At 64.8% G+C, this 23,000-nt stretch carries 18 protein-coding genes; 10 read left to right on the top strand and 8 right to left on the bottom strand.

Annotated features, from left to right (window positions below):
* Positions 1 to 39: 39 nt before the first annotated feature.
* Entirely contained in the window at positions 40 to 192 is a 153-nt protein-coding gene (locus G3N59_RS22390) for a hypothetical protein (RefSeq protein WP_205984808.1), read from the bottom strand.
* Between the two features lie 190 nt (positions 193 to 382).
* Complete coding sequence (locus tag G3N59_RS22385; protein WP_205984807.1) at positions 383 to 1,321, bottom strand: LysR family transcriptional regulator; 939 nt, start codon at positions 1,319 to 1,321, stop codon at positions 383 to 385.
* A 155-nt stretch (positions 1,322 to 1,476) separates the two neighbouring features.
* On the opposite strand from G3N59_RS22385, the gene G3N59_RS22380 reads away from it, so the two are divergent.
* The 6 genes from G3N59_RS22380 to G3N59_RS22355 all read left to right on the top strand — a co-directional run bounded on the left by G3N59_RS22380 (position 1,477) and on the right by G3N59_RS22355 (position 9,436).
* Positions 1,477 to 3,078: an efflux transporter outer membrane subunit gene (locus tag G3N59_RS22380; RefSeq protein WP_205984806.1), complete on the top strand. Its 1,602-nt coding sequence runs from the start codon at positions 1,477 to 1,479 to the stop codon at positions 3,076 to 3,078.
* Positions 3,079 to 3,089: 11 nt separating this feature from the next.
* Positions 3,090 to 5,381: an FUSC family protein gene (locus G3N59_RS22375; RefSeq protein WP_205984805.1), complete on the top strand. Its 2,292-nt coding sequence runs from the start codon at positions 3,090 to 3,092 to the stop codon at positions 5,379 to 5,381.
* Complete coding sequence (locus G3N59_RS22370) at positions 5,371 to 5,571, top strand: DUF1656 domain-containing protein (protein ID WP_167056474.1); 201 nt, start codon at positions 5,371 to 5,373, stop codon at positions 5,569 to 5,571. The genes G3N59_RS22375 and G3N59_RS22370 overlap by 11 nt, the downstream gene beginning before the upstream one ends.
* Before the next feature lie 26 nt (positions 5,572 to 5,597).
* The gene (locus tag G3N59_RS22365; protein WP_205984804.1) at positions 5,598 to 6,461 is read left to right on the top strand and encodes an HlyD family secretion protein; all 864 of its coding nucleotides are present in this window, start codon (positions 5,598 to 5,600) and stop codon (positions 6,459 to 6,461) included.
* Between the two features lie 268 nt (positions 6,462 to 6,729).
* Entirely contained in the window at positions 6,730 to 7,356 is a 627-nt protein-coding gene (locus tag G3N59_RS22360; protein ID WP_346777916.1) for a HyaD/HybD family hydrogenase maturation endopeptidase, read from the top strand.
* 166 nt (positions 7,357 to 7,522) lie between these two features.
* A complete protein-coding gene (locus tag G3N59_RS22355) occupies positions 7,523 to 9,436 on the top strand; it encodes a propionate--CoA ligase (protein ID WP_205984803.1) in 1,914 nt (637 codons plus the stop codon).
* A gap of 66 nt (positions 9,437 to 9,502) precedes the next feature.
* Here the strand turns inward: G3N59_RS22355 and G3N59_RS22350 are convergent, their stop codons facing one another.
* Together G3N59_RS22350 and G3N59_RS22345 are read right to left on the bottom strand one after the other, a co-directional pair.
* Positions 9,503 to 10,291 (bottom strand): 5'-methylthioadenosine/adenosylhomocysteine nucleosidase, encoded by a 789-nt coding sequence (locus G3N59_RS22350; RefSeq protein ID WP_205984802.1) that lies wholly within the window; start codon positions 10,289 to 10,291, stop codon positions 9,503 to 9,505.
* Positions 10,292 to 10,364: 73 nt separating this feature from the next.
* Positions 10,365 to 12,752 carry a UvrD-helicase domain-containing protein gene (locus tag G3N59_RS22345; protein ID WP_205984801.1) on the bottom strand — a complete coding sequence of 796 codons (2,388 nt, stop codon included), beginning with the start codon at positions 12,750 to 12,752 and terminating at the stop codon, positions 10,365 to 10,367.
* A 267-nt stretch (positions 12,753 to 13,019) separates the two neighbouring features.
* On the opposite strand from G3N59_RS22345, the gene G3N59_RS22340 reads away from it, so the two are divergent.
* Together G3N59_RS22340 and galU are read left to right on the top strand one after the other, a co-directional pair.
* Positions 13,020 to 15,887, top strand: coding sequence for a valine--tRNA ligase (locus tag G3N59_RS22340; RefSeq protein ID WP_205984800.1), 2,868 nt, complete (start codon positions 13,020 to 13,022; stop codon positions 15,885 to 15,887).
* A 65-nt stretch (positions 15,888 to 15,952) separates the two neighbouring features.
* Positions 15,953 to 16,834: a UTP--glucose-1-phosphate uridylyltransferase GalU gene (gene galU / locus G3N59_RS22335; RefSeq protein ID WP_205984799.1), complete on the top strand. Its 882-nt coding sequence runs from the start codon at positions 15,953 to 15,955 to the stop codon at positions 16,832 to 16,834.
* A gap of 80 nt (positions 16,835 to 16,914) precedes the next feature.
* Here galU and G3N59_RS22330 read toward each other — a convergent pair whose 3' ends face one another.
* The 4 genes from G3N59_RS22330 to G3N59_RS22315 form a co-directional block, all read right to left on the bottom strand.
* Complete coding sequence (locus G3N59_RS22330; protein ID WP_205985046.1) at positions 16,915 to 17,142, bottom strand: sulfurtransferase TusA family protein; 228 nt, start codon at positions 17,140 to 17,142, stop codon at positions 16,915 to 16,917.
* A gap of 185 nt (positions 17,143 to 17,327) precedes the next feature.
* Positions 17,328 to 18,383 carry a Gfo/Idh/MocA family oxidoreductase gene (locus tag G3N59_RS22325; protein ID WP_205984798.1) on the bottom strand — a complete coding sequence of 352 codons (1,056 nt, stop codon included), beginning with the start codon at positions 18,381 to 18,383 and terminating at the stop codon, positions 17,328 to 17,330.
* A 91-nt stretch (positions 18,384 to 18,474) separates the two neighbouring features.
* Positions 18,475 to 19,482 (bottom strand): inositol 2-dehydrogenase, encoded by a 1,008-nt coding sequence (iolG, locus tag G3N59_RS22320; protein WP_205984797.1) that lies wholly within the window; start codon positions 19,480 to 19,482, stop codon positions 18,475 to 18,477.
* Positions 19,475 to 20,365 (bottom strand): MurR/RpiR family transcriptional regulator, encoded by an 891-nt coding sequence (locus tag G3N59_RS22315; RefSeq protein ID WP_205984796.1) that lies wholly within the window; start codon positions 20,363 to 20,365, stop codon positions 19,475 to 19,477. The genes iolG and G3N59_RS22315 overlap by 8 nt, the downstream gene beginning before the upstream one ends.
* 257 nt (positions 20,366 to 20,622) lie before the next feature.
* On the opposite strand from G3N59_RS22315, the gene G3N59_RS22310 reads away from it, so the two are divergent.
* Together G3N59_RS22310 and G3N59_RS22305 are read left to right on the top strand one after the other, a co-directional pair.
* The gene (locus G3N59_RS22310; RefSeq protein WP_205984795.1) at positions 20,623 to 21,684 is read left to right on the top strand and encodes a sugar ABC transporter substrate-binding protein; all 1,062 of its coding nucleotides are present in this window, start codon (positions 20,623 to 20,625) and stop codon (positions 21,682 to 21,684) included.
* Between the two features lie 143 nt (positions 21,685 to 21,827).
* A complete protein-coding gene (locus G3N59_RS22305) occupies positions 21,828 to 22,994 on the top strand; it encodes an ABC transporter permease (protein WP_205984794.1) in 1,167 nt (388 codons plus the stop codon).
* Positions 22,995 to 23,000: the final 6 nt, after the last annotated feature.

Raw genomic sequence — 23,000 nt, 5'->3', positions numbered from 1 at the left:
GCGGCTTGCGCGCACCCGCTCATCTCACGCGGCGAACACTCAGCGCAGGTCGCGCGAACGGTCGATCGGGCGCTGCACGCGCAGCGTGACCGGCTGAAGCTGGGCGCGGCGCATGCGCAGAAGGTCGCGCGATGCGGCGATGCCGATCAGGCTCATCATCACGGCGATGCCGATCATCAGATGCGTATCCATGGAAATCCTCGGGTTCAGGCGAATTGACGTTTCAGTTCCGCTACCTTATCAAGCCGCCGCCCGCGTGTGCGTTAAGAAGTGTTGCGAGAACGCGTAGCTGTAACAGCCTGTCACAGCGCGGCTTGCAAGCACACGTCCAAACGCCCTTCCCCCAGCCTTTCCGGCCTGACCAAGGTGCGCATTACGTGAATTACGTGCGCGCGAAGCGGCGCAGTTCCGTCTGGTCTTCCGCGAGCGTCGCGGGCAACTTCTCGCGCAGCAACTCGACCCACGTGCGGATCTTCGCATCCAGATACTGACGCGACGGATACATCGCGAACACCGTCATCTCCTGCGAGCGGTACTCGGGCAGAATCCACACGAGTTCGCCGCTGCGCAGCCCACTGATCGCCGAATAGATCGGCAGCAGGCCCACGCCCATGCCTTCGCGCACGCCCACGGCCATCGCTTCGGCCACGTTCACCTGGAAGGTGGCCGGCCCGAGATCGATGGTCTCGACGCCCTGCGGCCCGGTGAACTGCCATTGCGACGACGGAAACACCGGCGTCACCAGTTGCAGGCAACGGTGATTGACGAGGTCGTGCGGCGTCTGCGGCACGCCATGGCGCTCCAGATAGGCCGGCGACGCGCAGGCGATGCTGAACGCGCTGGTCAGCCGCTGCGACACGAAACCCGAATCCGGCAGATCGGTGGCCAGCACGAGCGCCACGTCATAACCCTCGTCGAGCAGATCCGGCATGCGCTGCGCGAGCGTCAGCTCGACATGCACATCGGGATACAACTGCTGATACTGCCCCACCGCCGGCACGACATAGTGCTGGCCGAAGCTCGTCATCGCGTGAACCTTGAGCTTGCCCGACGGGCGCGCATGCGCGTCGCCGGCTTCGGCTTCCGCCTGATCCACATAGGCCAGGATCTGCTCGCAACGCTGCAGATAACGCTCGCCGGCTTCGGTGAGCGCGATGCGGCGCGTCGTGCGGTTCAGAAGACGCGTGCGCAGGTGAGCCTCCAGGTCGGAGACCGCGCGCGACGCATAAGCCGTGGTCGTATTCAGGTGCTGGGCGGCGCCCGTAAAGCTGCCGGCTTCCACCACCCGGACGAATACCCGCATGTTTTGAAGCGTATCCATACCAATCCTCTATCTGACGGACGAATTGTTGCACGTTTTGTAATATCAATTATCTCATAACGCGTAAGAATGCCTTGCATCTTTACCGGTTATTCGCCAATCGGTCAAAAAATATAATGACGCACATCAATCTATAGCCGTTAAGGGAGTAAATCGTGCAGTCTCCGGTACCGAAAGGACTAGCCGTAGCCGCGGTTCTTACGTTCTCGTTGATAATCGCGGGATGCGCCAGTACCGGGGGAATCGCCCCTCAAGCGAAGCACGTCGACGCGAGCGAACTGGACGCCGGATCGGCGATCCGCGCCGCCAACACCGACGCAAAATGGCCCGCCGCCGACTGGTGGCGCGCCTACAACGACCCGCAGCTCAATACCTGGATCGAAGCCTCGATCTCGGGCAATCCGTCGCTCGCGGCCGCGCAGGCACGCGTGCGCGAAGCGCGCTCGATGGCGGGCGTGGCCGAAGCCGGCCTGCTGCCGCAGATCAACGGCAGCATGTCCATCCAGCGCCAGCATTGGTCCGACAATATCTATTACGGACCGGGCTCGCTCGCCAACTCGAATTCGTGGAACAACACCGCCACGCTCGGCCTGTCCTATCACCTCGATCTCTGGGGCCAGGACAAGAACAACGCCGAGCGCGCGCTCGACGTGGCGCACGCCACGGCCGCCGATGCCCGCGCCGCGCAGCTCGAACTCGAAGTGAACGTCACGCGCGCGTACATCGATATGTCGATGAACTACGCGCTGCTCGATATCGCCAAACAGACGCTCGCCGAGCAGCAGAAAGTGCTCGCGCTCGCGCAGCACCGTCTGAAGGGCGGCATCGGCACGCAACTCGAAGTCAGCCAGGCCGAAACGCCGCTGCCCGAGTACGAGCGCCAGATCGATTCGCTCGAAGAAGCCATCGCGCTGGGCAAGAACCAGCTTGCCGCGCTCGCCGGCAAGGGCCCCGGCGCGGGTGAAACGATCCAGCGCCCGGCACTGGCGCTGGGCGCACCGGCGGGTCTGCCCTCGGCGCTGCCGGCCGAACTCATCGGCCATCGCCCGGACATCGTCGCGGCGCGCTGGACCGTGGCCGCGCAGGCGCGCGGCATCGACGTGGCCAAGGCCGACTTTTATCCGAACATCAACCTGCTCGTGTCGATGGGCGGTTATGCGGCGGCCGGCCCGATGTTCCAGTTCCTGAAGTCGATGAGCGGCAGTTATGCGGGCGGCCCCGCCCTGTCGCTGCCGATCTTCGACGGCGGACGTCTGCGCTCGCAACTCGGCGCGCAGTCGGCCACTTACGACATCGCCGTGGAGCAGTACAACCAGACGATCGTGACCGCGCTCAAGGAAATCGCCGATCAGGTCGTGCGCATGCGTTCGCTCGCGACGCAGGAAGACGACGCGCATCGCTCGGTGGCGGCCGCGCAGCGCAACTACGATCTGTCGCAGGAAGGCTATCGCCGCGGTCTGACCGACTATCTCAATGTGCTGATCGCGCAGACGCAGTTGCTGCGTGCGCAGGAAGGCGTCGCGCGCATCCAGGCGGCGCGTCTGACCGCGCATGCCACGCTGGTGGCGGCGCTGGGCGGCGGCACGATCGCTGCGGGAGCCGATACCGCGGCCGATCCCGCCGTGGCGAGTCCCACGGCCGCCGAACAGTTGCCCGCGCACGGCAAGAAGACGCGCGCCGTGCCGCTCGCACCGGCCGCGCTGCTCGCGCCGCATTCGTCGGCTGACGACGCCGGCGCGCCAGGCAGCGCGCACTGAGGCAGGCGACGATGCAAGCGTCCTCTTCCTCCACGCAGCCGGACGGCCAGCGCTTTCTGAAAGCGTTCGCCGACTGGGCTCGCACCGATGGCCTCGTCTGGCTCTATCTCTTCAAGACCATCGCCGCCGCGCTGATCGCGCTCGGTATTGCGATGAAGCTCGAACTGCCCTCGCCGCGCACCGCCATGACGACGGTGTTCATCGTCATGCAGCCGCAGAGCGGCCCGGTGTTCGCCAAGAGTTTCTACCGGCTTTGCGGCACGCTGATCGGCCTCGTCGTGATGCTCGCGCTGATCGGCCTGTTCGCGCAGCAGCCCGAACTCTTCATCGCCAGCACGGCGCTGTGGGTCGGCATCTGTACGGCGGGCGCGGCGCGTAACCGCAACTTCCGCTCGTATGGCTTCGTGCTCGCGGGCTACACGGCCGCGCTGATCGGCATTCCGGCCTCGCAGCATCCCGACGGCGCGTTCATGTCGGCGATGACGCGCGTGGCCGAAATCTCGCTCGGCATTCTGGCTTCGGGCGTCGTGAGCGCCGTGGTGTTTCCGCAGTACACGGGCGAATTGCTGCGCTCGACGGTGCGCCGCCGCTTTTCGTCGTTCGTCGATTACGTGTCGGCGTCGCTCGCGGGGCGCGTCGATCGTTCGCAGATCGAAGCGACCAATGCGCGTTTCGTGGCCGATATCGTCGGCTTCGAGGCGAGCCGCAGCAATGCCGTGTTCGAGTCGCCGGATTCGCGCATGCGCTCGGGCCGTCTTGCGCGCCTGAACACCGAATTCATGGCGGCATCGACGCGCTTTCACGCGCTGCATCAGCTGATGAACCGTCTGCGCGGCGAAGGCTCGAGCGCCACGGTGGCGGCGCTGGAGCCGTATTTCCACGAGATCGCGCCGCTGTTCGAGATCGCGGGCGAGCGCGTGCTCACGGCCGCCGATGCGACCCAGGCGTCCGCGCAGCTTTCGCAGTACCGCGCGGCGTTGCCCAGGCGCGTGCGCGAAACGCGTGCGCAGCTCGAAGCCACGCTGGACGACGCCGACAAGGCCGCCGCCCTGCTCGACTTCGACACCGCGACGGAACTGTTCTACCGCTTCGTGCACGAGATGAACGAGTACACGGCGACCTACGCCTCGCTCGCCGTCGACACGCATTCGCGCGAGAAATGGATCGCGCGCTACATGCCCCGGACCAATCTGTTCGCGGCCAGCGTGCACGGCATGCGCGCCGCGATCGTCATGGGACTGCTGGGCGCGTTCTGGATCGCCACGGCCTGGCCGAGCGGCACCAACCTCGTGCTCAACGCCGCGGCGACCTGTGCGCTCGCATCGGCCTCGCCGCAACCGACGCGCATGGCGAACCAGATGGCAGTCGGCACGATGCTCGCGGCGATCGTCGGCATGGTGCTGACGTTTGGCGTGTTCCCGCACATCGACGGCTTCCCGATGCTGTGCGTGGCGCTCGCGCCGGCGCTGGCCTTCGGCACCTTCCTGACGACGCGCCCGGCCTACGCGGGCTACGGCGTGGGCTACTGCATCTTCCTGTGCTTCCTCGCGGGCCCGGACAACGTGGTGCAGTACAACCCGAGCGGCTATATCAACGACGCGCTCGCGCTGGTGGTCTCGCAGATCGTTTCGGCGGCCGCCTTCGCGGTGCTGTTGCCGCCTTCGACGCGCTGGCTGCGCAACCGTCTGCTCGCCAATCTGCGCGGCCAGGCCGTGCATGCATGCCGTGCGCGTCTGCAAGGTCTGCCGGGCATGCCCGGCGTAGCGGGTCTGCGCAACCGCTTCGAAAGCGGCGCGCGCGATCTGATGTTCCAGCTCAACGCGATTGCGGGCAGCGATCAGGCGTTCCGCCAGGACACGCTGCGCTGGATGTTCTCGACGCTCGAAATCGGCAATGCCGCGCTCGATCTGCGCGAAGAACTGGCGGCGATGACGACGCAAACCGGCGCCCATCCGCGCTTTGCGCAGCACGCGCCGTGGCGCGAGCAAACGAACGTGGTGCTCAAGCGCATGAGCGCGCTGTTCGAGCGCCCCGATGCGCGCCGCCATGCCGAAGCGCTCGCCGCGACCAGCACTGCCATCGCCACGACGCAAAGCGTGCTCGAAGCCGTGCTGCGCGACGCCGCGCCGCGCGAGGAACGCCACCCGCTGCAGCGCTGCCTGAGCCATCTGCATTTCATGCGCACCGCGCTCATCGATCCGCAGTCGCCGTTCGCGGCCTATGCCGATGCTACGCGTGCCGATACGAATAACCCGTCGGGCAAGCGCCCCGGCGACACGCAAGGAGCGAACCATGCCTCGTGACGTGGCGTTTCTGGACGCCTACATTCCGGCGATCGTCCTGCTCTTCATTCTGGGCGCGGCGATCACCTGGGTGCTCGATTCCGTGCTGGCCCGTACCGGCCTGTACCGCATCGTGTGGCACCCGTCCCTGTTCCGCGTGAGTCTGCTCGTGGTCGTGTGCTGCGTGATCGGGCTTGCCGTCTATCGTTGAACCGGCGTTGAACCGGCTAAAGAATCATGACTATCCGAAACATCATTGGCTTTATCGCGACGGCCATCATCTTCGTCGTCGCCATCCTGGTCGGCCGCGCGCTGTGGGTCCACTACATGGACGAACCGTGGACGCGTGACGGCCGCGTGCGGGCCGAAGTGGTCAACATCGCGCCCGACGTCTCCGGCGCCGTGGTCGATCTGCCCGTGAAGGACAACCAGATGGTGCACAAGGGCGACCTGCTGATGCAGATCGACCCGTCGCACTACCAGATCGCCGTCGAGCAGGCCGAGGCGGCCGTCGCCGCGCGCAAGGCCGAACTGACCATGAAGCTCGACGACGCCCGCCGCCGCGCCGACATGGACAGCCTCGTGGTCTCGCAGGAAAACCGCGAAAACGCTTCGCACACCGCGAATTCGGCGCAGGCGCAGTACCAGCAGGCCATCGCCGCGCTCGACGCCGCCAAGCTCAATCTCGAACGCACGCGCGTGATCTCGCCGGTCGACGGCTATATCACCAACCTGCAGGTGTTCAAGGGCGACTACGCGATCGGCGGCCAGGCGAAGCTCGCCGTGGTGGACAGCCACTCGTTCTGGGTCTACGGCTATTTCGAGGAAACCAAGCTGCCGCACGTGCAGGTGGGCAACAAGGCCGACATCAAGCTGATGAGCGGCGGCACGCTCGAAGGCCACGTGGAAAGCATCTCGCGCGGCATCTACGACCGCGACAATCCGCAAAGCCGCGAACTGCTCGCCGATGTGAACCCGACCTTCAACTGGGTGCGCCTTGCTCAACGCGTGCCGGTGCGTATTCACATCGACAAGGTGCCGGACGGCATGATTCTCTCGGCAGGCACGACCTGCACGGTGGTGGTCAAGCCGGGCGCGTAAGTCCCTCGCCGACGTCGCCACGAGCGCCGGACGACCGGCCGGTTCGCCCGGCGACGAGCAGCAAACAAGGAGCGCCTTCGGGCGCTCCTTGTCTTTGCGCGAACACTTTCTCGCACATTCCAGGCATTGCCCGACAGACGATGAGCAACGCTTGCAAAATAAGGTTAGCCCAAGCGCCGAACCGTTCTCAAAATTGACTCACGTCAACACAAAAAGCATCGACAGCTAAGAGTATTCTGACTTTACTGTCCTTCGCCAAGGGAGTCGCGTGAGCTTTCTCTACGAGCACGTTCCGTATGTCTTCGCCCGCTACATGAGTGTGCCGACAGACACCGGCGCACGCGTCCAGACATCGCCCAGCATCGTCGTACTGGGTATCGGCAATCAGCAATGGGGCGATGCGGGCTTCGGCATGCGTGCGATCGAGCGCATGAAGGCCGGCTGGCAATGTGCGCCGCACGTCGAATTCGTGGCCGGCGGCATCGAAGGCCGCGCGCTGCTGCCGCTGGTGGAATCGGCGCAACGCATGATCGTCTTCAATGCCGCCGATTTCGGCTGCGCGCCGGGCACGCTCTGCGTGCGCGAAGACGACGACGCCGTGAAGCATCTGGGCACGCCTCCGGTCAGCCTGCATCAGATGGATTTCGCCGATGTGCTCGCCTGCGCCCAGCTCAAGGGCCGCTATCCGCGCGAGCTGGTGCTGATCGGCGTGCAGCCGCTTGCCCACGACGACTACGGCACGGGCCTGGGCCCGGCCGTGAGCGCGCAGATCGATCCGGCCATCGCGATCGCCTGCCGCTGGCTGCGGCGCTGGCATGCGCAGCCGCGTCCGCGTGCGCGCGCGGGTGCCGCTGCGGCGTGCGCCGTCGATCAGGATCGCGGCGCGGGGCGCTGAGTCACGGCCCGGCCGCGCACGCCCAGGCACGCGCCATCGAAGACACCCTCGAACGCGGGTTCGCCCGCGTTGCCCGCCGCCGTTGCGCTGCACTATCCTCGGTTTTCTAGCGCCGGTTCTGGCCGGCCGGGCCACAACGGCGATCGGGCACGGGAGGATGGACGTCATGCAGAACGTCAGGCGTTACCGCGATTTTCACCGCGAGTCGATCGACAACCCCGAAGCATTCTGGCGTCGCGAAGCCGCGCGCATCCATTGGGACACGCCGTTCGACAGCGTCCTCGACCGCTCGAATCCGCCTTTTGCGCGCTGGTTCACGGGCGGTCGCACCAATCTCTGTTTCAACGCCGTCGATCGCCATCTGGCCTCGCGCGCCCAGCAGAACGCGCTGGTCTACGTTTCGACCGAAACCGGCATCGAGCGCCGCTACACCTACGCCGATCTGCACGCCGAAGTGAACCGCATGGCCGCCGTGATGCGCTCGCTGGGCGTCAAGCGCGGCGAGCGCGTGCTGATCTATCTGCCGATGATTCCCGAAGCCGTGTTCGCCATGCTGGCCTGCGCGCGGCTGGGCGCGATCCATTCGGTCGTGTTCGGCGGCTTCGCGGCGCCCAGCCTCGCGGCGCGTATCGACGATGCCAGACCCGTGCTGCTCGTGAGCGCCGATGCAGGCGCGCGCGGCGGCAAGGTGATCGACTACACGCCGCTGGTGGACGAAGCCATGGCGCGCGCCGAACACGCCCCGCCGCACGTGCTGCTGATCGACCGCCAGCTCGCGCCGGAGCGTTTTTCGGCGCCGTATCTGGTGCACTACGAACCGCTGCGCGCGCAGTTCCACGACGCGCAGGTGCCCTGCGAATGGCTCGAATCGAACGCGCCGTCCTACATCCTTTACACCTCGGGCACGACCGGCAAGCCGAAAGGCGTGCAGCGCGACGTCGGCGGCTATGCGGTGGCGCTCGCGGCATCGATGGAATACATCTTCGGAGGCCGCGCGGGCGACACGATGTTCACGGCGTCCGATATCGGCTGGGTCGTGGGCCATAGCTACATCATCTATGCGCCGCTGCTCGCGGGCATGACCACGGTGATGTACGAAGGCACGCCGCTGCGCCCGGACGGCGGCATCTGGTGGCGCCTCGTCGAGCAGCACCGGATCAACCTGATGTTCACCGCGCCCACGGCGATCCGCGTGCTCAAGAAACAGGACCCGGCGCTGCTGCGCGCCGCCGATCTGTCCAGCCTGCGCACGCTGTTCCTCGCCGGCGAACCGCTCGACGAACCCACCGCGACGTGGATTTCGGATGCGCTCGGCAAACCCGTCGTCGATAACTACTGGCAGACCGAAACCGGCTGGCCGATGCTGGCGATCCAGGGGGGCGTGGAGGCGCTGCCGCAGAAACCCGGCTCGCCCGGCGTGCCCTGCTACGGCTACGACCTCGTGCTGCGCGACGAGCACACCGGCGAGCCCTGCGCGAGCGGCACGAAAGGCGTCATCACGCTCGGTTATCCGCTGCCGCCGGGCTGCATGCAAACGGTCTGGGGCGACGACGCGCGCTTCGTGAAAACCTACTGGGAAAGCGTGCCCGGCCAGCAGGTCTATTCGACTTTCGACTGGGGCGTGCAGGACAAAAACGGCTACGTGACGATCCTCGGGCGCACCGACGATGTCATCAACGTGGCGGGCCATCGGCTGGGCACGCGCGAGATCGAGGAAGCGATCTCATCGCATGCGTCGGTGGCGGAAGTCGCCGTGGTGGGCGTGAACGACGCGGTGAAGGGTCAGGCCGCGCTGGCTTTCGTGGTGCTGCGCGACGCCTCGGCCGCCGCCGATCCGAAAGCCGCCGACCGGCTCGCCGCCGCCATCGCCACGACCGTGGACCGCCAGCTTGGCGCGATTGGCCGGCCGGCGCGCGTGCATTTCGTGTCGATGTTGCCGAAGACGCGCTCCGGCAAGCTGCTGCGCCGCGCGATTGCGGCGCTGGCCGAAGGACGCGAGCCCGGCGATCTGCCGACGATCGAAGACGCGTCGGCGCTCCAGCAGATTCGCGAGACGGTGCAGGCGGCGCGCAAGGAATGACTGCGCGCCGTTTTACCGCACCGCATTTCGGCAACTTCGATTCAGCGGCCTCGATTCGTGGCCAGATCAGCGACCATAAGCGGCCAGAAACTGGCGAAGAATACCGGTGGAATAAGTGCCGGCGATATCGGTGAGGAACGACGAGAACGACGCGCTGGCGTGCTCGTCGGCGGTATCGGAAATCGTGCGCACGACCGCGCACGGCACGCCGTACTCGTAGCAGACCTGGGCGATGGCCGCGCCTTCCATTTCCACCGCCAGCGCGTCCGGCAGCGCCTCGCGCAGCGCGCGCACGGCGGCGGCGCTCGCCACGAACTGGTCGCCGCTGATCACCAGACCGCGATGCACGCGCGGCAGCGCATGTTCCAGACGCGGCAGCGCGGTCTTGAAACGCGCCGCCAGCGCCACGCCCTCTTCTTCGACGAAACGCTCGCTGGCCGCCGCCAGCGCAGCGGCCAGCGCGCTATCGGCATCGAAGCGCGCACGGCCGAGCAGCGGAATCTCGTGGCGCGGAAACAGCGGTTCGGCGTTCATGTCGTGTTGAAGCAGCGTCGTGCCGACCACTACATCGCCCACATGCACGTTCTCGCCCACGCCGCCCGCCACGCCCGTAAATACCATGGCTTCGACGTCGAATGCATGAATCAGCGCGCTGGCCGTGGCGGCCGCCGCCACCTTGCCGACGCGCGCGAGCGTGACCACGCACGCTACGCCATGCACGGTGCCGAGGTGGTAATCGCGCTGCCCGAAAGTGCGCGTCTGCACGCCGGATTCGGCCTGCATGGCGGCGATCAGATCGCCGAGTTCCTGCGGCAAGGCGGCGAGCACGCCCAACGGGCGGGTGTTGCTGGTCATCGTCTGGATTCCCCGTTTGAATTTGGCTGGCTTGGGCCGGCTAATCTGGCTGATCCGGCTAATCCGGCGCTATTTAGTCGACGGCCTGCAGCTTCGCCACCGCCAGCGCGAGCCACTTCTCGCCGTGGCGTTTGAAGCGGACCTGCGCCTTGGCGTCGGCGCCGCTGCCTTCGAGCGCCGTGATCTTGCCTTCGCCGAACTTCGTGTGGAACACGTCCTGGCCCACGCGGAAGCCCGCTTCGGCGGCGCGCTGCTCGTTGGCGAAATTCGGCAGCGGCGTTTTGTCGGCCACGTAAGCGTCGCGTTCACGCGAGCCGCCGCCGTTACCGCCACCGCCATTGCCACCATTGCCGCCGCGCGAGAACCAGTCGCGGCCCCAGCCGGCGTTGTCCGAGCGGCCGCCCCAGCGCGCGCCCGCCTCGACCTTCGGCGTGAGCCACTTGAGCGTTTCCTGCGGCAGTTCGTCGAAGAAGCGCGAACGCACGTTGTAGCGCGTCTGGCCATGCAGCAGGCGGCTTTGCGCGAACGACAGATAGAGCCGTTCCTTCGCGCGCGTGATCGCCACGTACATCAGGCGGCGTTCTTCTTCGAGGCCATCGGCTTCCATCGCGCTGTTCTCGTGCGGGAACAGGCCTTCTTCCAGCCCGGTGATGAACACCGCCGAAAATTCCAGCCCCTTGGCCGCGTGCACCGTCATCAGTTGCACGGCGTCCTGGCCCGCCTGCGCCTGGTTGTCGCCCGCTTCGAGCGAGGCGTGCGAGAGGAAACCGGCGAGCGGCGTCATGACGTCGGGGTTCTGCGCGGGATCGATCAGCGAAGGCGCGTCGAGCACTTCGATCTCGCCGTCCTGCGACACGATTTCGGGCAGGTTCGACGCGCCCGGGCGCAGCGGAATCGAACGCGCCGGCGTGTCCATGCCGTAACCCGCTTCGCTGACGAACGCCGTGGCGGCGTTCACGAGTTCCTGCATATTCTCCAGGCGGTCCTGGCCTTCGCGCTCGCCCTGATAGAACTCGGCGAGACCGCTCATGCGCACGGTGTATTCGACGGCTTCCGGCAGGCTCATCTGCGCGGTTTCGGCGCGCATTTTCGCGACCAGATTCGCGAACGAACCGAGCGTCGTGCCCGCCTTGCCCGTGACGTAGGGAATCGCCGCGGCCATCGAGCAGTTGTAGAGACGCGCCGCGTCCGCCAGTTGCTCGATCGAACGCGCACCGATGCCGCGCGCCGGGAAATTGACCACGCGCGCGAACGCCGTATCGTCGTTCGGGTTGTCGATCAGGCGCAGATACGCCAGCGCGTGCTTGACTTCCTGACGCTCGAAGAATCGCAGGCCGCCATACACCTTGTACGGAATGCCGCCGTTGACGAGCGTGTGCTCGATCGTGCGCGACTGCGCGTTGCTGCGATAGAGAATGGCGATCTCGTGACGCGCGAGCCCCTGATTGATGAGCGCGCGAATCTCTTCGACGATGAAACCCGCTTCCTGCGAATCGGTGGCCGCCTCGTAGACGCGCACCGGTTCGCCATGACCGGCATCGGTGCGCAGGTTCTTGCCCAGACGGCGCGAGTTATGCGCGATCAGATGGTTGGCGGTATCGAGAATATGACCATGCGAGCGGTAGTTCTGCTCGAGCTTGATCATGTGCTTGACGCGGAATTCGTTCTCGAAATCGCGCATATTGCCGACATTCGCACCGCGGAACGCGTAGATCGACTGGTCGTCGTCGCCGACCGCGAAGATCGCGTTCCCCTCGCCCGCCAGCAGCTTGAGCCAGGCGTACTGAAGCTTGTTGGTGTCCTGAAACTCGTCCACGAGGATGTCGCGAAAGCGCGCCTGATAGTGCGCGCGCAGCGGCGGGTTGTAGGCGAGCAGTTCATAACAGCGCAGCAGCAGCTCGGCGAAATCGACCACGCCTTCGCGATGGCACTGCTGGTCGTAGGCTTCGTACAGCTCGACGAACTTGCGGTTGAAGTTGTCGGTGACGTCGACGTCCTTCGGGCGCAGACCCTGCTCTTTCGCGTTGTTGATGAAGTACTGAACGTTCTTCGGCGGATATTTTTCGTCGTCGATGTTCAGGCCCTTCATGAGACGCTTGATGGCCGAAAGCTGGTCGGACGTATCGAGAATCTGGAAGGTCTGCGGCAGGCCGGCGTCGCGGTAATGCGCGCGCAGCATGCGGTTGCACAGGCCGTGGAAGGTGCCGATCCACATGCCGCGCGTGTCGATGGGCATCATCGCCTGCAGACGCCCCATCATTTCGCGCGCGGCCTTGTTCGTGAAGGTCACGGCGAGGATCGTCATCGGCGAGGCGAGGCCTTGCTGGATCAGCCAAGCGATACGCGTGATCAGCACGCGCGTCTTGCCGCTGCCGGCCCCGGCCAGAATGAGTGCCGGTTCGTTGGGCAGCGTGACGGCGGCGTGTTGTTCGGGGTTCAGATTGGCGAGCAGTTCGGGCATGGGGCAGCGGAATCCAGAGTAGACCGCCATTATAAATGCCCATGCCGAACCGTCCGGCATGGCTCGTTCGCGGTCTTGCCCGCGCTTGAGTCTTGAAGCGCCTCCTGAAAAGCGCCCGCAACGCCGCGCGAAGGATCGCGGCAATCGCGATTCGAGGACCGCCGCGCAGCCGCCGCGGCCCCCTCTACCGGGCTGCGGGCCGCTACAGCCTTCGCTAGCCCGTATAATCGAAGGTTTTCCGCATCCTTTTTTCGGCAGATTCCACCCATGAGCGACAGCACGCTAGCGAAAAGCTTCGAGCCCCAGACCATCGAGGCCCACTGGGGCCCGGAATGGGAGCGTCGAGGCTACGCGGCCGCGACCTTCGAGCCCGGCCGCAAGAACTTCTCGATCCAGTTGCCGCCGCCCAACGTCACCGGCACGCTGCACATGGGGCACGCGTTCAACCAGACGATCATGGACGGCCTCGCGCGCTATCACCGCATGCTCGGCGAGAACACCCTCTGGGTGCCGGGCACCGACCACGCGGGCATCGCCACGCAGATCGTCGTGGAGCGCCAGCTCGACGCGCAGAAGATCTCGCGCCACGACCTCGGCCGCGAAAAGTTCGTCGAACGCGTGTGGGAATGGAAGCAGCAGTCGGGCTCGACCATCACGGGCCAGGTGCGCCGTCTGGGCGCGTCGATCGACTGGTCGCGCGAATACTTCACGATGGACGACAAGATGTCGGCCGCCGTGCGCGACGTGTTCGTGCGCCTCTATGAACAGGGCCTGATCTATCGCGGCAAGCGCCTCGTGAACTGGGACCCGGTGCTGCTCACCGCCGTTTCGGACCTCGAAGTCGCCAGCGAAGAAGAAGCCGGAAGCCTCTGGCATCTGCGCTACCCGCTCGCTGATGGCTCCGGCCACCTGACGGTCGCCACTACGCGCCCGGAAACCATGCTCGGCGATACGGCCGTGATGGTGCACCCGGAAGATGAGCGTTATGCGCATCTGATCGGCAAGATGGTCAAGCTGCCGCTGACCGATCGCGAAATTCCGGTCATCGCCGACGAATACGTGGACCGCGAGTTCGGCACGGGCGTCGTGAAGGTCACGCCCGCGCACGACTTCAACGACTACCAGGTCGGCCTGCGCCACAGCCTGCCGATGATCGAGATCCTCACGCTCGACGCGAAGATCAACGACAACGCGCCTGAAAAGTACCGCGGCCTCGACCGTTTCGAAGCGCGCAAGCAGGTTGTCGCCGATTTCGAAGCGCTCGGTCTGCTGGATTCGGTGCAGCCGCACAAGCTGATGGTGCCGCGCGGCGACCGCACGGGCGTCGTGATCGAGCCGATGCTGACCGACCAGTGGTTCGTCGCCATGACGAAGCCCGCGCCGGAAGGCACCTTCAATCCGGGCAAGTCGATCACCGAAACCGCGCTCGACGTGGTGCGCAACGGCCAGATCAAGTTCGTGCCGGAAAACTGGACCACCACGTACAACCAGTGGCTCGAAAACATCCAGGACTGGTGTATTTCGCGCCAGCTCTGGTGGGGCCACCAGATTCCGGCGTGGTACGGCGAAAACGGCGAGATCTTCGTCGCGAAAACCGAGGAAGAAGCGCGCGCCAAGGCCGACGCCGCCGGCTACACGGGCGCACTGAAGCGCGACGAAGACGTGCTCGACACGTGGTTCTCGTCGGCGCTCGTGCCGTTCTCGTCGCTCGGCTGGCCCGCTGAAACGCCGGAACTGAAGGCTTTCCTGCCGTCGTCCGTGCTGGTCACGGGCTTCGACATCATCTTCTTCTGGGTGGCGCGCATGGTCATGATGACCACGCACTTCACCGGCCAGGTGCCGTTCGAGACGGTCTACGTGCACGGTCTCGTGCGCGACGCCGAAGGCCAGAAGATGTCGAAGAGCAAGGGCAACACGCTCGACCCGATCGATATCGTCGACGGCATCGAACTGGAAAAGCTGGTCGCCAAGCGCACCACGGGTCTGATGAACCCGAAGCAGGCCGCCACCATCGAGAAGAAAACCCGCAAGGAATTCCCGGACGGCATCGCCGCGTTCGGCACCGATGCGCTGCGCTTCACGATGGCGTCGATGGCCACGCTCGGCCGTAACGTCAACTTCGACCTCGCGCGCTGCGAAGGCTATCGCAACTTCTGCAACAAGCTCTGGAACGCCACGCGTTTCGTGCTGATGAACTGCGAAGGCCACGATTGCGGCTTCAGCAAGCCGGGCGACTGCCAGCCGGGCGATTGCGGCCCGGGCGGCTACACCGACTTCTCGCAGGCCGACCGCTGGATCGTCTCGCAGCTCCAGCGCGTGGAAGCCGACGTCGCCAAGGGCTTTGCCGACTATCGCTTCGACAATGTGGCCAATGCCATTTACAAGTTCGTCTGGGATGAATACTGTGACTGGTATCTGGAACTGGCGAAGGTACAGATCCAGACCGGCACGCCGGAGCAGCAGCGCGCCACGCGCCGCACGCTGCTGCGCGTGCTGGAAACGGTCCTGCGCCTCGCGCATCCGGTGATTCCGTTCATCACCGAAGCGCTGTGGCAGAAGGTGGCGCCGCTGACCGACGCTTACCCCGCAGGCAAGGCCGAAGGCGAAGCGTCGATCATGACGCAGCCCTACCCGGTCGCCGAACAGAAGAAGATCGACGAGTCCGCCGAACAGTGGGCGACGGACCTGAAGGCCGTGATCGACGCGTGCCGCAACCTGCGCGGCGAGATGAACCTCTCGCCCGCAACCAAGGTGCCGCTGCTGGTCACGGGCAACGCCGAACGCCTCGAATCGTTCGCGCCCTATGCAAAGGCGCTCGCGAAGCTGTCGGAAGTCCAGGTGATCGCCGACGAAGCCGCGCTCGACGCCGCCTCGGCGGGCGCGCCAGTTGCTATCGTAGGTACGGACAAGCTGGTGTTGAAGGTCGAAATCGACGTGGCCGCCGAACGCGAACGCCTCTCGAAAGAGATCACGCGATTGTCGAATGAAGTGACGAAGTGCAATGCCAAGCTGGGAAATGACAGTTTTGTAGCAAAAGCGCCGCCTGCTGTGGTTGAACAAGAGCAGAAACGACTGGCAGAATTCCAGGCAACGCTGGGCAAGCTGACCGCGCAACTCGCGCGCCTGCCTGCCTGATTCGGCTAAGGTGAGGTCTGGCGGCGCGCGCGGCGCCGGACCCCAAGAGGACCAGGACAACAGACATGCTAAAAGTGACTAAAGCGGTATTCCCGGTGGCGGGCCTCGGCACGCGCTTCCTTCCGGCAACGAAGGCCAGCCCGAAGGAAATGCTGCCGGTCGTCGACAAGCCGCTGATCCAGTACGCGGTCGAAGAAGCCATTGCGGCGGGCATCACGGAGATGATTTTCGTGACGGGCCGCAGCAAGCGCGCGATCGAGGACCATTTCGACAAGTCGTATGAGATCGAAGCCGAACTCGAGGCCCGCGGCAAGGCCAAGCTGCTTGAACTCGTGCGCAGCATCAAGCCGGCCAACGTCGACTGCTTCTATGTGCGTCAGCCGGAAGCGCTCGGTCTGGGCCACGCCGTTCTGTGCGCGGAAAAGCTGGTTGGCGACAACCCGTTCGCCGTCATCCTCGCGGACGACCTGCTGTACGGCACGCCGCCCGTGATGAAGCAGATGGTCGAAGTGTTCGACCACTACCATAGCTCGGTGCTGGGCGTGGAAGAGATTCCGCCCTCGGAAACGCGTTCGTACGGCATCGTCGACGGCAAGGAGTGGGAAGACTCGATCGTCAAGCTCTCGGGCATCGTCGAAAAGCCGGCGCCTGAAGTCGCGCCGTCGAATCTGGGCGTGGTCGGCCGTTACGTGCTCAAGCCGCGTATTTTCGACCACCTGCGCTCGCTCAAGCCGGGCGCGGGCGGCGAATTGCAGCTCACGGACGCGATCCAGTCGCTGCTCGCCGACGAACAAGTGCTGGCGTACAAGTATCACGGCACGCGTTTCGACTGCGGCAGCAAGCTCGGCTACCTGAAGGCGACGGTGGAATTCGCGCTGCGTCACCCGGAAGTCGCCGCCGACTTCGAGGAATACCTGCGCACGCGCAACCCGGTGCTGGAAGGCTAAGTTTTCCTTCCGCAACGAAAAAGCCCGCAATCTCACGATTGCGGGCTTTTTTTATGCCTGAAACGCGGTTTTAACGCGCTTTAGCGGCGGCGCATCAGGAACACGAACGTCTTGTCCTGCTGCGTGCTTTCGACGATCTCGTTGCCCGTCTGCTTCGCAAACGCGGCGAAATCGCGCTGCGAGCCGGGGTCGGTCGCGAGGACCTTGAGAATCTGGCCGCTTTCCATATCGGCGAGCGCCTTCTTGGCGCGCAGGATCGGCAACGGGCAGCTCAGCCCGCGTGCATCCACTTCCTTGTGAACCTGAATCTGCATCGGGGTTGCATCCTTCGGTGGCGCGTCAGCACGTGCGGTCAGTTTCCGACACGTTTGCTGGCGCTGTGCATCTGTTTTGCATCTGCTCGGTACGTCAGATTGCTGCGATTTTACCGCAGCCGCACGCCGCACCGCTCGTGCCACGCTCGCGCCCCGCTCATGCCACGCTCCGTCAAGATTCAAAGCGTCACCGCTTGCCCCGTCTGCAGCGACTGCCGCAACGCATAGCCGATGCGAGTCGCCTCCAGCGCATCCTCCAGCGTTGCGCCCTCGCCCGCACTGGCGGCCGCGCCGTTCAGCCGCGCGCGCACCGCCGCAACGAACGCCTGCGCCTCGATCAGAAACGCCTCCTCGAAGCGGTCGAAGAAGGTGGGCGTGCATTCGCTGCGCGCGCCGTGCGCGTCGTAAATCTCCACGCGATTCGTGCGCGGCACCCGGCCGATGCCCAGCGCCCCCGCCGTGCCGATCACTTCGCTCGACGTATCGTTGCCGTGCGCCATGGTGCGCGAGGCGTAGAACATCGCCAGCTTGCCGCCCTCGAACTCGCAGATCGCCACGCCGTTATCGACATCGCCGAATTCACGCAAGCCGTCGTGCAACGCCACCGCGCCCGCCGCGAACACACGCGTGGCGCGCGGCTTGCCGAGCAGCCAGCGCGCGACGTCGATATCGTGCACGGTGCAATCGAGGAAAATGCCGCCCGAGCCCGGCGCGAAGCGCACGAAGAAACCATCGGGATCGTTGAGATCGCAGGTTTGCGAGCGCACCAGAAACGGCCGGCCGATCGCGCCCGCGCGCAGCTTCTCGAAGGCGTCGTGATAGCTCGGATCGAAACGGCGCATAAAGCCGATCGTGACCTGCTGGCCCGCAAAGCGGCGCGACTCCTCGACCACGCGCTCGCATTCGGCCACGTCGAGCGACAAGGGCTTTTCGCAGAACACGTGTTTGCCGGCACGCAAGGCCTCGACGATCTGCTGCGCGTGCAGCGCGGACGGCGTGACCAGCCAGACGGCGTCGATCTGATCGTCGGCCAGCAGTTGGGCGTAATCGCCATAAAGACGCGCCTCGGGCAGCGCCGTGCGCGCCCACGTCAGATCGTCTTCGAGCGGGCTGCACGCGGCCGCCAGCGTGGCGCCGGGCACGCGGTAAGCGAGATTCTGCGCGTGCCGCCGCCCCAGCCGCCCGAGTCCCGCCACACCCACGCGCAATGGCCGGGCACGATCGTTTGATTGCATGGTCCGTCTCCTTCGATTTTGATTCGGAATCCTTCGCATAGAAAAAGCGCCGCTTCATACCATGAAAAGCGGCGCCCGCTCGATCCGTCTATCAACCGCCCAGCTTCACCACACGTCCTTCGCGCCACGACAACGCCGCCGCTTCGGCCAGTTCGAGCGCTTTCAAACCATCGGCGACGCTCGTGCGCACCGGCACGCCCTGCGTCACCGCTTCGTGGAAATGCGCCATTTCGCGCGCGTACGCCGCGCGATAGCGTTCGAGAAAGAAGGCTTCCGGCACATCCTGCGCCACCGAAGTCTTCGACCACGCCACCACTTCGGTCGGCTTCATATTGCCCGCCTGCAACATGCCTTCGCTGCCGAGAATCTCGAAGCGCTGATCGTAGCCATAGGCCGCGCGCCGCGCCGTGTTGATCTGGCAAAGGCGTCCGCGCTTCGTGCGGATCGTCACGGCGGTCGAATCGATATCGCCCGCATCGGCGATCGCCGGATCGGACAGGCAGCTTCCGGTGGCGTGCACGCTTTCGGCTTCGTCGTCGAGAATCCAGCGGAAGATGTCGAAGTCGTGAATCAGCATGTCCTTGAAGATGCCGCCCGAATGCTTGATGTACTCGACGGGCGGCGCGCCCGGATCGCGGCTCGTCACGATCAGCATTTCCGGCGTGCCGATTTCGCCCGCATCCAGCCGCGTCTTGAGCGCCGCGAACGTGGGATCGTAACGGCGCTGAAAGCCGATCATCGCGACCACGCCTGCACGCGCGACCGCTTCGGCGCACTCGCGCGCGCGGCCGATGGCGAGATCGACGGGCTTTTCGCAGAAGATATGCTTGCCCGCTGCCGCCGATTTCAGAATCAGTTCGGAGTGCGTATCGGTGGACGAGCAGATAACCGTCGCGTCGATTTCCTTGTCGCCGAATGCGCTATCGACATCGACGACCTGCGCGCCATGCTGCGCGGCAAGCGCGGCGGCGGCCTCGCGGTTCACGTCGATCACGTACTTCAGACGCACGCCGGGCTGGCGCGCGAGATTCGCCGCGTGAATGCGGCCAATACGGCCCGCGCCAAAAACCGCGACGTTCAGCGTCTTTCCATCAGTCATCGTATCCTCCAGGGTCGGTCGATTCTTCTACGTTGAGTTCGAGCCGGTACGCGAGCGCCACGAACAGCGCCTGGCACAGACAGAACGTGCTGGTCAGCGAGCGGAACGCAAATGCGCTCCCCTCCTTCACATAGAGTTGCGCATCGGCGTGACGCGCGAGCGGCGAGAGCTGGCTATCGGTAATCACCAGCGTCTTCGCCTGATGCTGCTGCGCCGTGCGCAGGCAATACTGCGTCTCCTTGCCGTACGGCGCGAAACTGATGGCGACCACTACGTCGCCCTTTCTCACGCTGCGAATCTGCTCGTGATACATGCCGCCGAGGCCCGAAACCAGATGCACGCGTTTGCGCGTGTGTTGCAGCGCATAGACGATGTAGCTGGCGACCGGAAACGAGCGGCGCACGCCAATCACGTAGATGTTGTCCGCGTGTTCGAGCATCTGCACGGCGGCGTCGAACTGCGCGTCGTCGAGACCCGCTTCCAGTTCGTCCAGCCCGCTACGGCACGCGCCGATAAACTCGCGCGCCACCGAACCGCCCATTTCCGGGCTCGCCTCGCCATCCTTTGCGTCGATCAACTGGCGGATGCGCTGCTGATAGCTCGTCGCCGATACGCCCTGTCCCGCATACGCCTGGCGAAACACCGCCTGCAGATCGGAAAACCCCGAAAAGCCGAAGCGCTGCGCAAAGCGCACCACCGCCGAAGGATGCACGCCGCAACTCGCGGCGATGTCGCTCGTGCGGTCCATCATCACGCTCGCGCGGTTCTGCTCGATATACGTGGCAATGCTTTTGAGCTGCCGCGGCAGCGCCTCGTAATCGTGTGCGATGCGCTGCATCAAATCGTCCACGCCTGCTACAGCGTCGCTGGTTTCATCCGCCATGATCGTTTTCCCTGCTTTTACCCCTGCCCTTTGCCGCACTGCCGCAAACCCTTGCTGGGCGGGCGATACGGACGAGGCTAACGGAGCCGATTATAGGCAGCGCCCGCACGGAATGGAACAGATTTTCCATTTTTATTTGTAATGAAATTTCTGTTGCAAGCCCTCGGACGATCGCCTAATCTTGTCGATGAGCGCCGGAGAATTCGCTCGCGGGGCTCACCCCAAAAACGAACGACAGACCGAGAAAGGTGGAGACAATGACGCAACGCAAGGGCAAGACCATGCTCCGAAGGCTGGCTGCGGCGCTCGCGCTGGCAGCGGGTTTGACCGGCTTGAGCGTAATGGCCGCACCAACGGCGCAGGCCGCCGACGCGCACTTCGTCCTCATCAGCCACGCGCCGGATTCGGACTCGTGGTGGAACGTGATCAAGAACGCCATCAAGCAGGCCGACGAAGATTTCAACGTCGAAACCGACTACCGCAATCCGCCCAACGGCGACATCGCGGACATGGCGCGTCTGATCGAGCAGGCGGCTGCGCGTAACTACGACGGCGTCATCACCACCATCGCCGACTTCGACGTGCTCAAGAGCTCGATCGGCAAGGTCACGGCCAAGAAGATCCCGCTCGTGACGATCAATTCCGGCACTGAAGAACAAAGCGCGCAACTCGGCGCGATCATGCACGTGGGTCAGCCCGAATATGTGGCGGGCCACGCCGCTGGCGAAAAGGCCAAGGCCGCCGGCGTGAAGTCGTTCCTGTGCGTGAATCACATCGCCACCAACACGGTGTCGTTCGATCGCTGCCGCGGTTTCGCCGATGCGATTGGCGTCGATTACAAGACCTCGACGATCGACTCGGGCCAGGACCCGACGGAAATCCAGTCGAAGGTCAGCGCCTATCTGCGCAACCATCCGAACACGGGCGCGATCCTCACGCTCGGCCCCGTGCCGGCCGCAGCCACGCTCAAGGCGGTCCAGCAAATGGGCCTCGCGGGCAAGATCTACTTCTGCACCTTCGACTTCTCGGATGAAATCGCCAAGGCGATTCGCGCGGGCACGATCCAGTTCGCCATCGACCAGCAGCCCTACCTGCAGGGCTATATCCCGGTGGCCGTGCTGGCGATCGTGAAGAAGGATCACACCACCGATCCCGCGAAGATTCGCCAGATCCTCGAAGCGAATCCGAAATTCAAGCAGCGCCTCGATACCTATGGCCTGCAACCGTCCTACGGCCCGAAAAATATCCGCTCGGGCCCGGGCTTCATCACCAGGGAGAATCTGGACAAGGTCGTGAAGTACGCGGGTCAGTACCGCTGATCTGTTCTTTTCGTCAGTCACGCGCGGCGCGGCACGCGGCGGTCCACACCGCGCGAACCTGCCTCGTCAAACGCATGCAACGCCGCGCGTCTAATTACCGGATCGAACCTGCATCGCAGTGATCCGGGTAGATAGGAGACATCATGGGTGTAGCCGGCAAACACTTTCCCTCGCACGCACCGGACGGCAGCGATGCCGCCACGCCGCCGACCGCGAACGCCGCGGCCACCGACGAACGCGTACGCCATGAATCGTGGTTCGGCCTTCTGCTCGGCCGGCCGGAATTCGCCGCGATTTCGGGGACCGTGCTCGTGTTCGCCGTATTCGCGATTGGCGCAGGCGGGTCCGGGATGTTCGACCTCGATGGCGTGATGAACTGGTCTCAAGTGGCTGCTTATTTAGGCATCCTTGCGGTTGGCGCCTGTCTGCTGATGATCGCCGGCGAGTTCGATCTTTCCATCGGTTCGATGATCGGCTTCGCGGGCATGATGGTCGCCATTCCGACCATGTATTTTCACTGGCCGATCGCGCTGTCGATCCTGTTCGCCTTCGCGGGCTGCACGGCGCTGGGCGCACTCAACGGCTACCTCGTGATGCGCACGCGGCTGCCTTCGTTCATCGTCACGCTCGCGTTCCTGTTCATCCTGCGCGGCCTGACGCTCGCGCTCTCGATCATGTTCGCCGATCGCACCATCGTCTCCGGCGTGGGCGATGTCGCGAAAGCGGATTACGTGACCAACCTGCTGTTTCATGGCACGGCGTTCAAAGGCCTGTTCGTGGCGCTCGCGCATGTCGGCATCGGCAAGATGCTCGACAACGGCCAGCCGCTCGTGCCGGGCATTCCGAAAGTGATTCTGTGGTGGATCGCGCTGGTGATCATCGGTGCTTTCACGCTGGCCCGCACCCGCTACGGCAACTGGATCTTCGCCGTGGGCGGCGATGCGAACGCCGCGAAAAACGTCGGCGTGCCGGTCAAGCGCGTCAAGATTTCGCTCTTCATGCTGACCGCGTTCTGCTCGTGCCTGTTCGCTGTGCTGCAAGTGTGCGACATCGGTTCGGCTGCGGCGGATCGTGGCTTGCAAAAGGAATTCGAAGCGATCATCGCTGCGGTGATCGGCGGCTCCTTGCTCACGGGCGGTTATGGATCGGTGATCGGTGCTGCATTCGGTGCGCTGATTTTCGGCGTCGTGCAGATCGGCATCACGTACACGAATATCGATTCGGACTGGTTCCGCGTGTTCCTCGGCGGCATGCTGCTGGTGGCCGTGCTCTTCAACCATTATGTGCGCCGCCGCGTCGCGCAATCGTAAGACGGA

It is taken from the genome of Paraburkholderia sp. Ac-20340 (assembly GCF_017104965.1).
In the GTDB taxonomy this organism is placed as follows: Bacteria; Pseudomonadota; Gammaproteobacteria; order Burkholderiales; family Burkholderiaceae; genus Paraburkholderia.
This window is presented reverse-complemented; position numbering and strand designations above follow the sequence as displayed.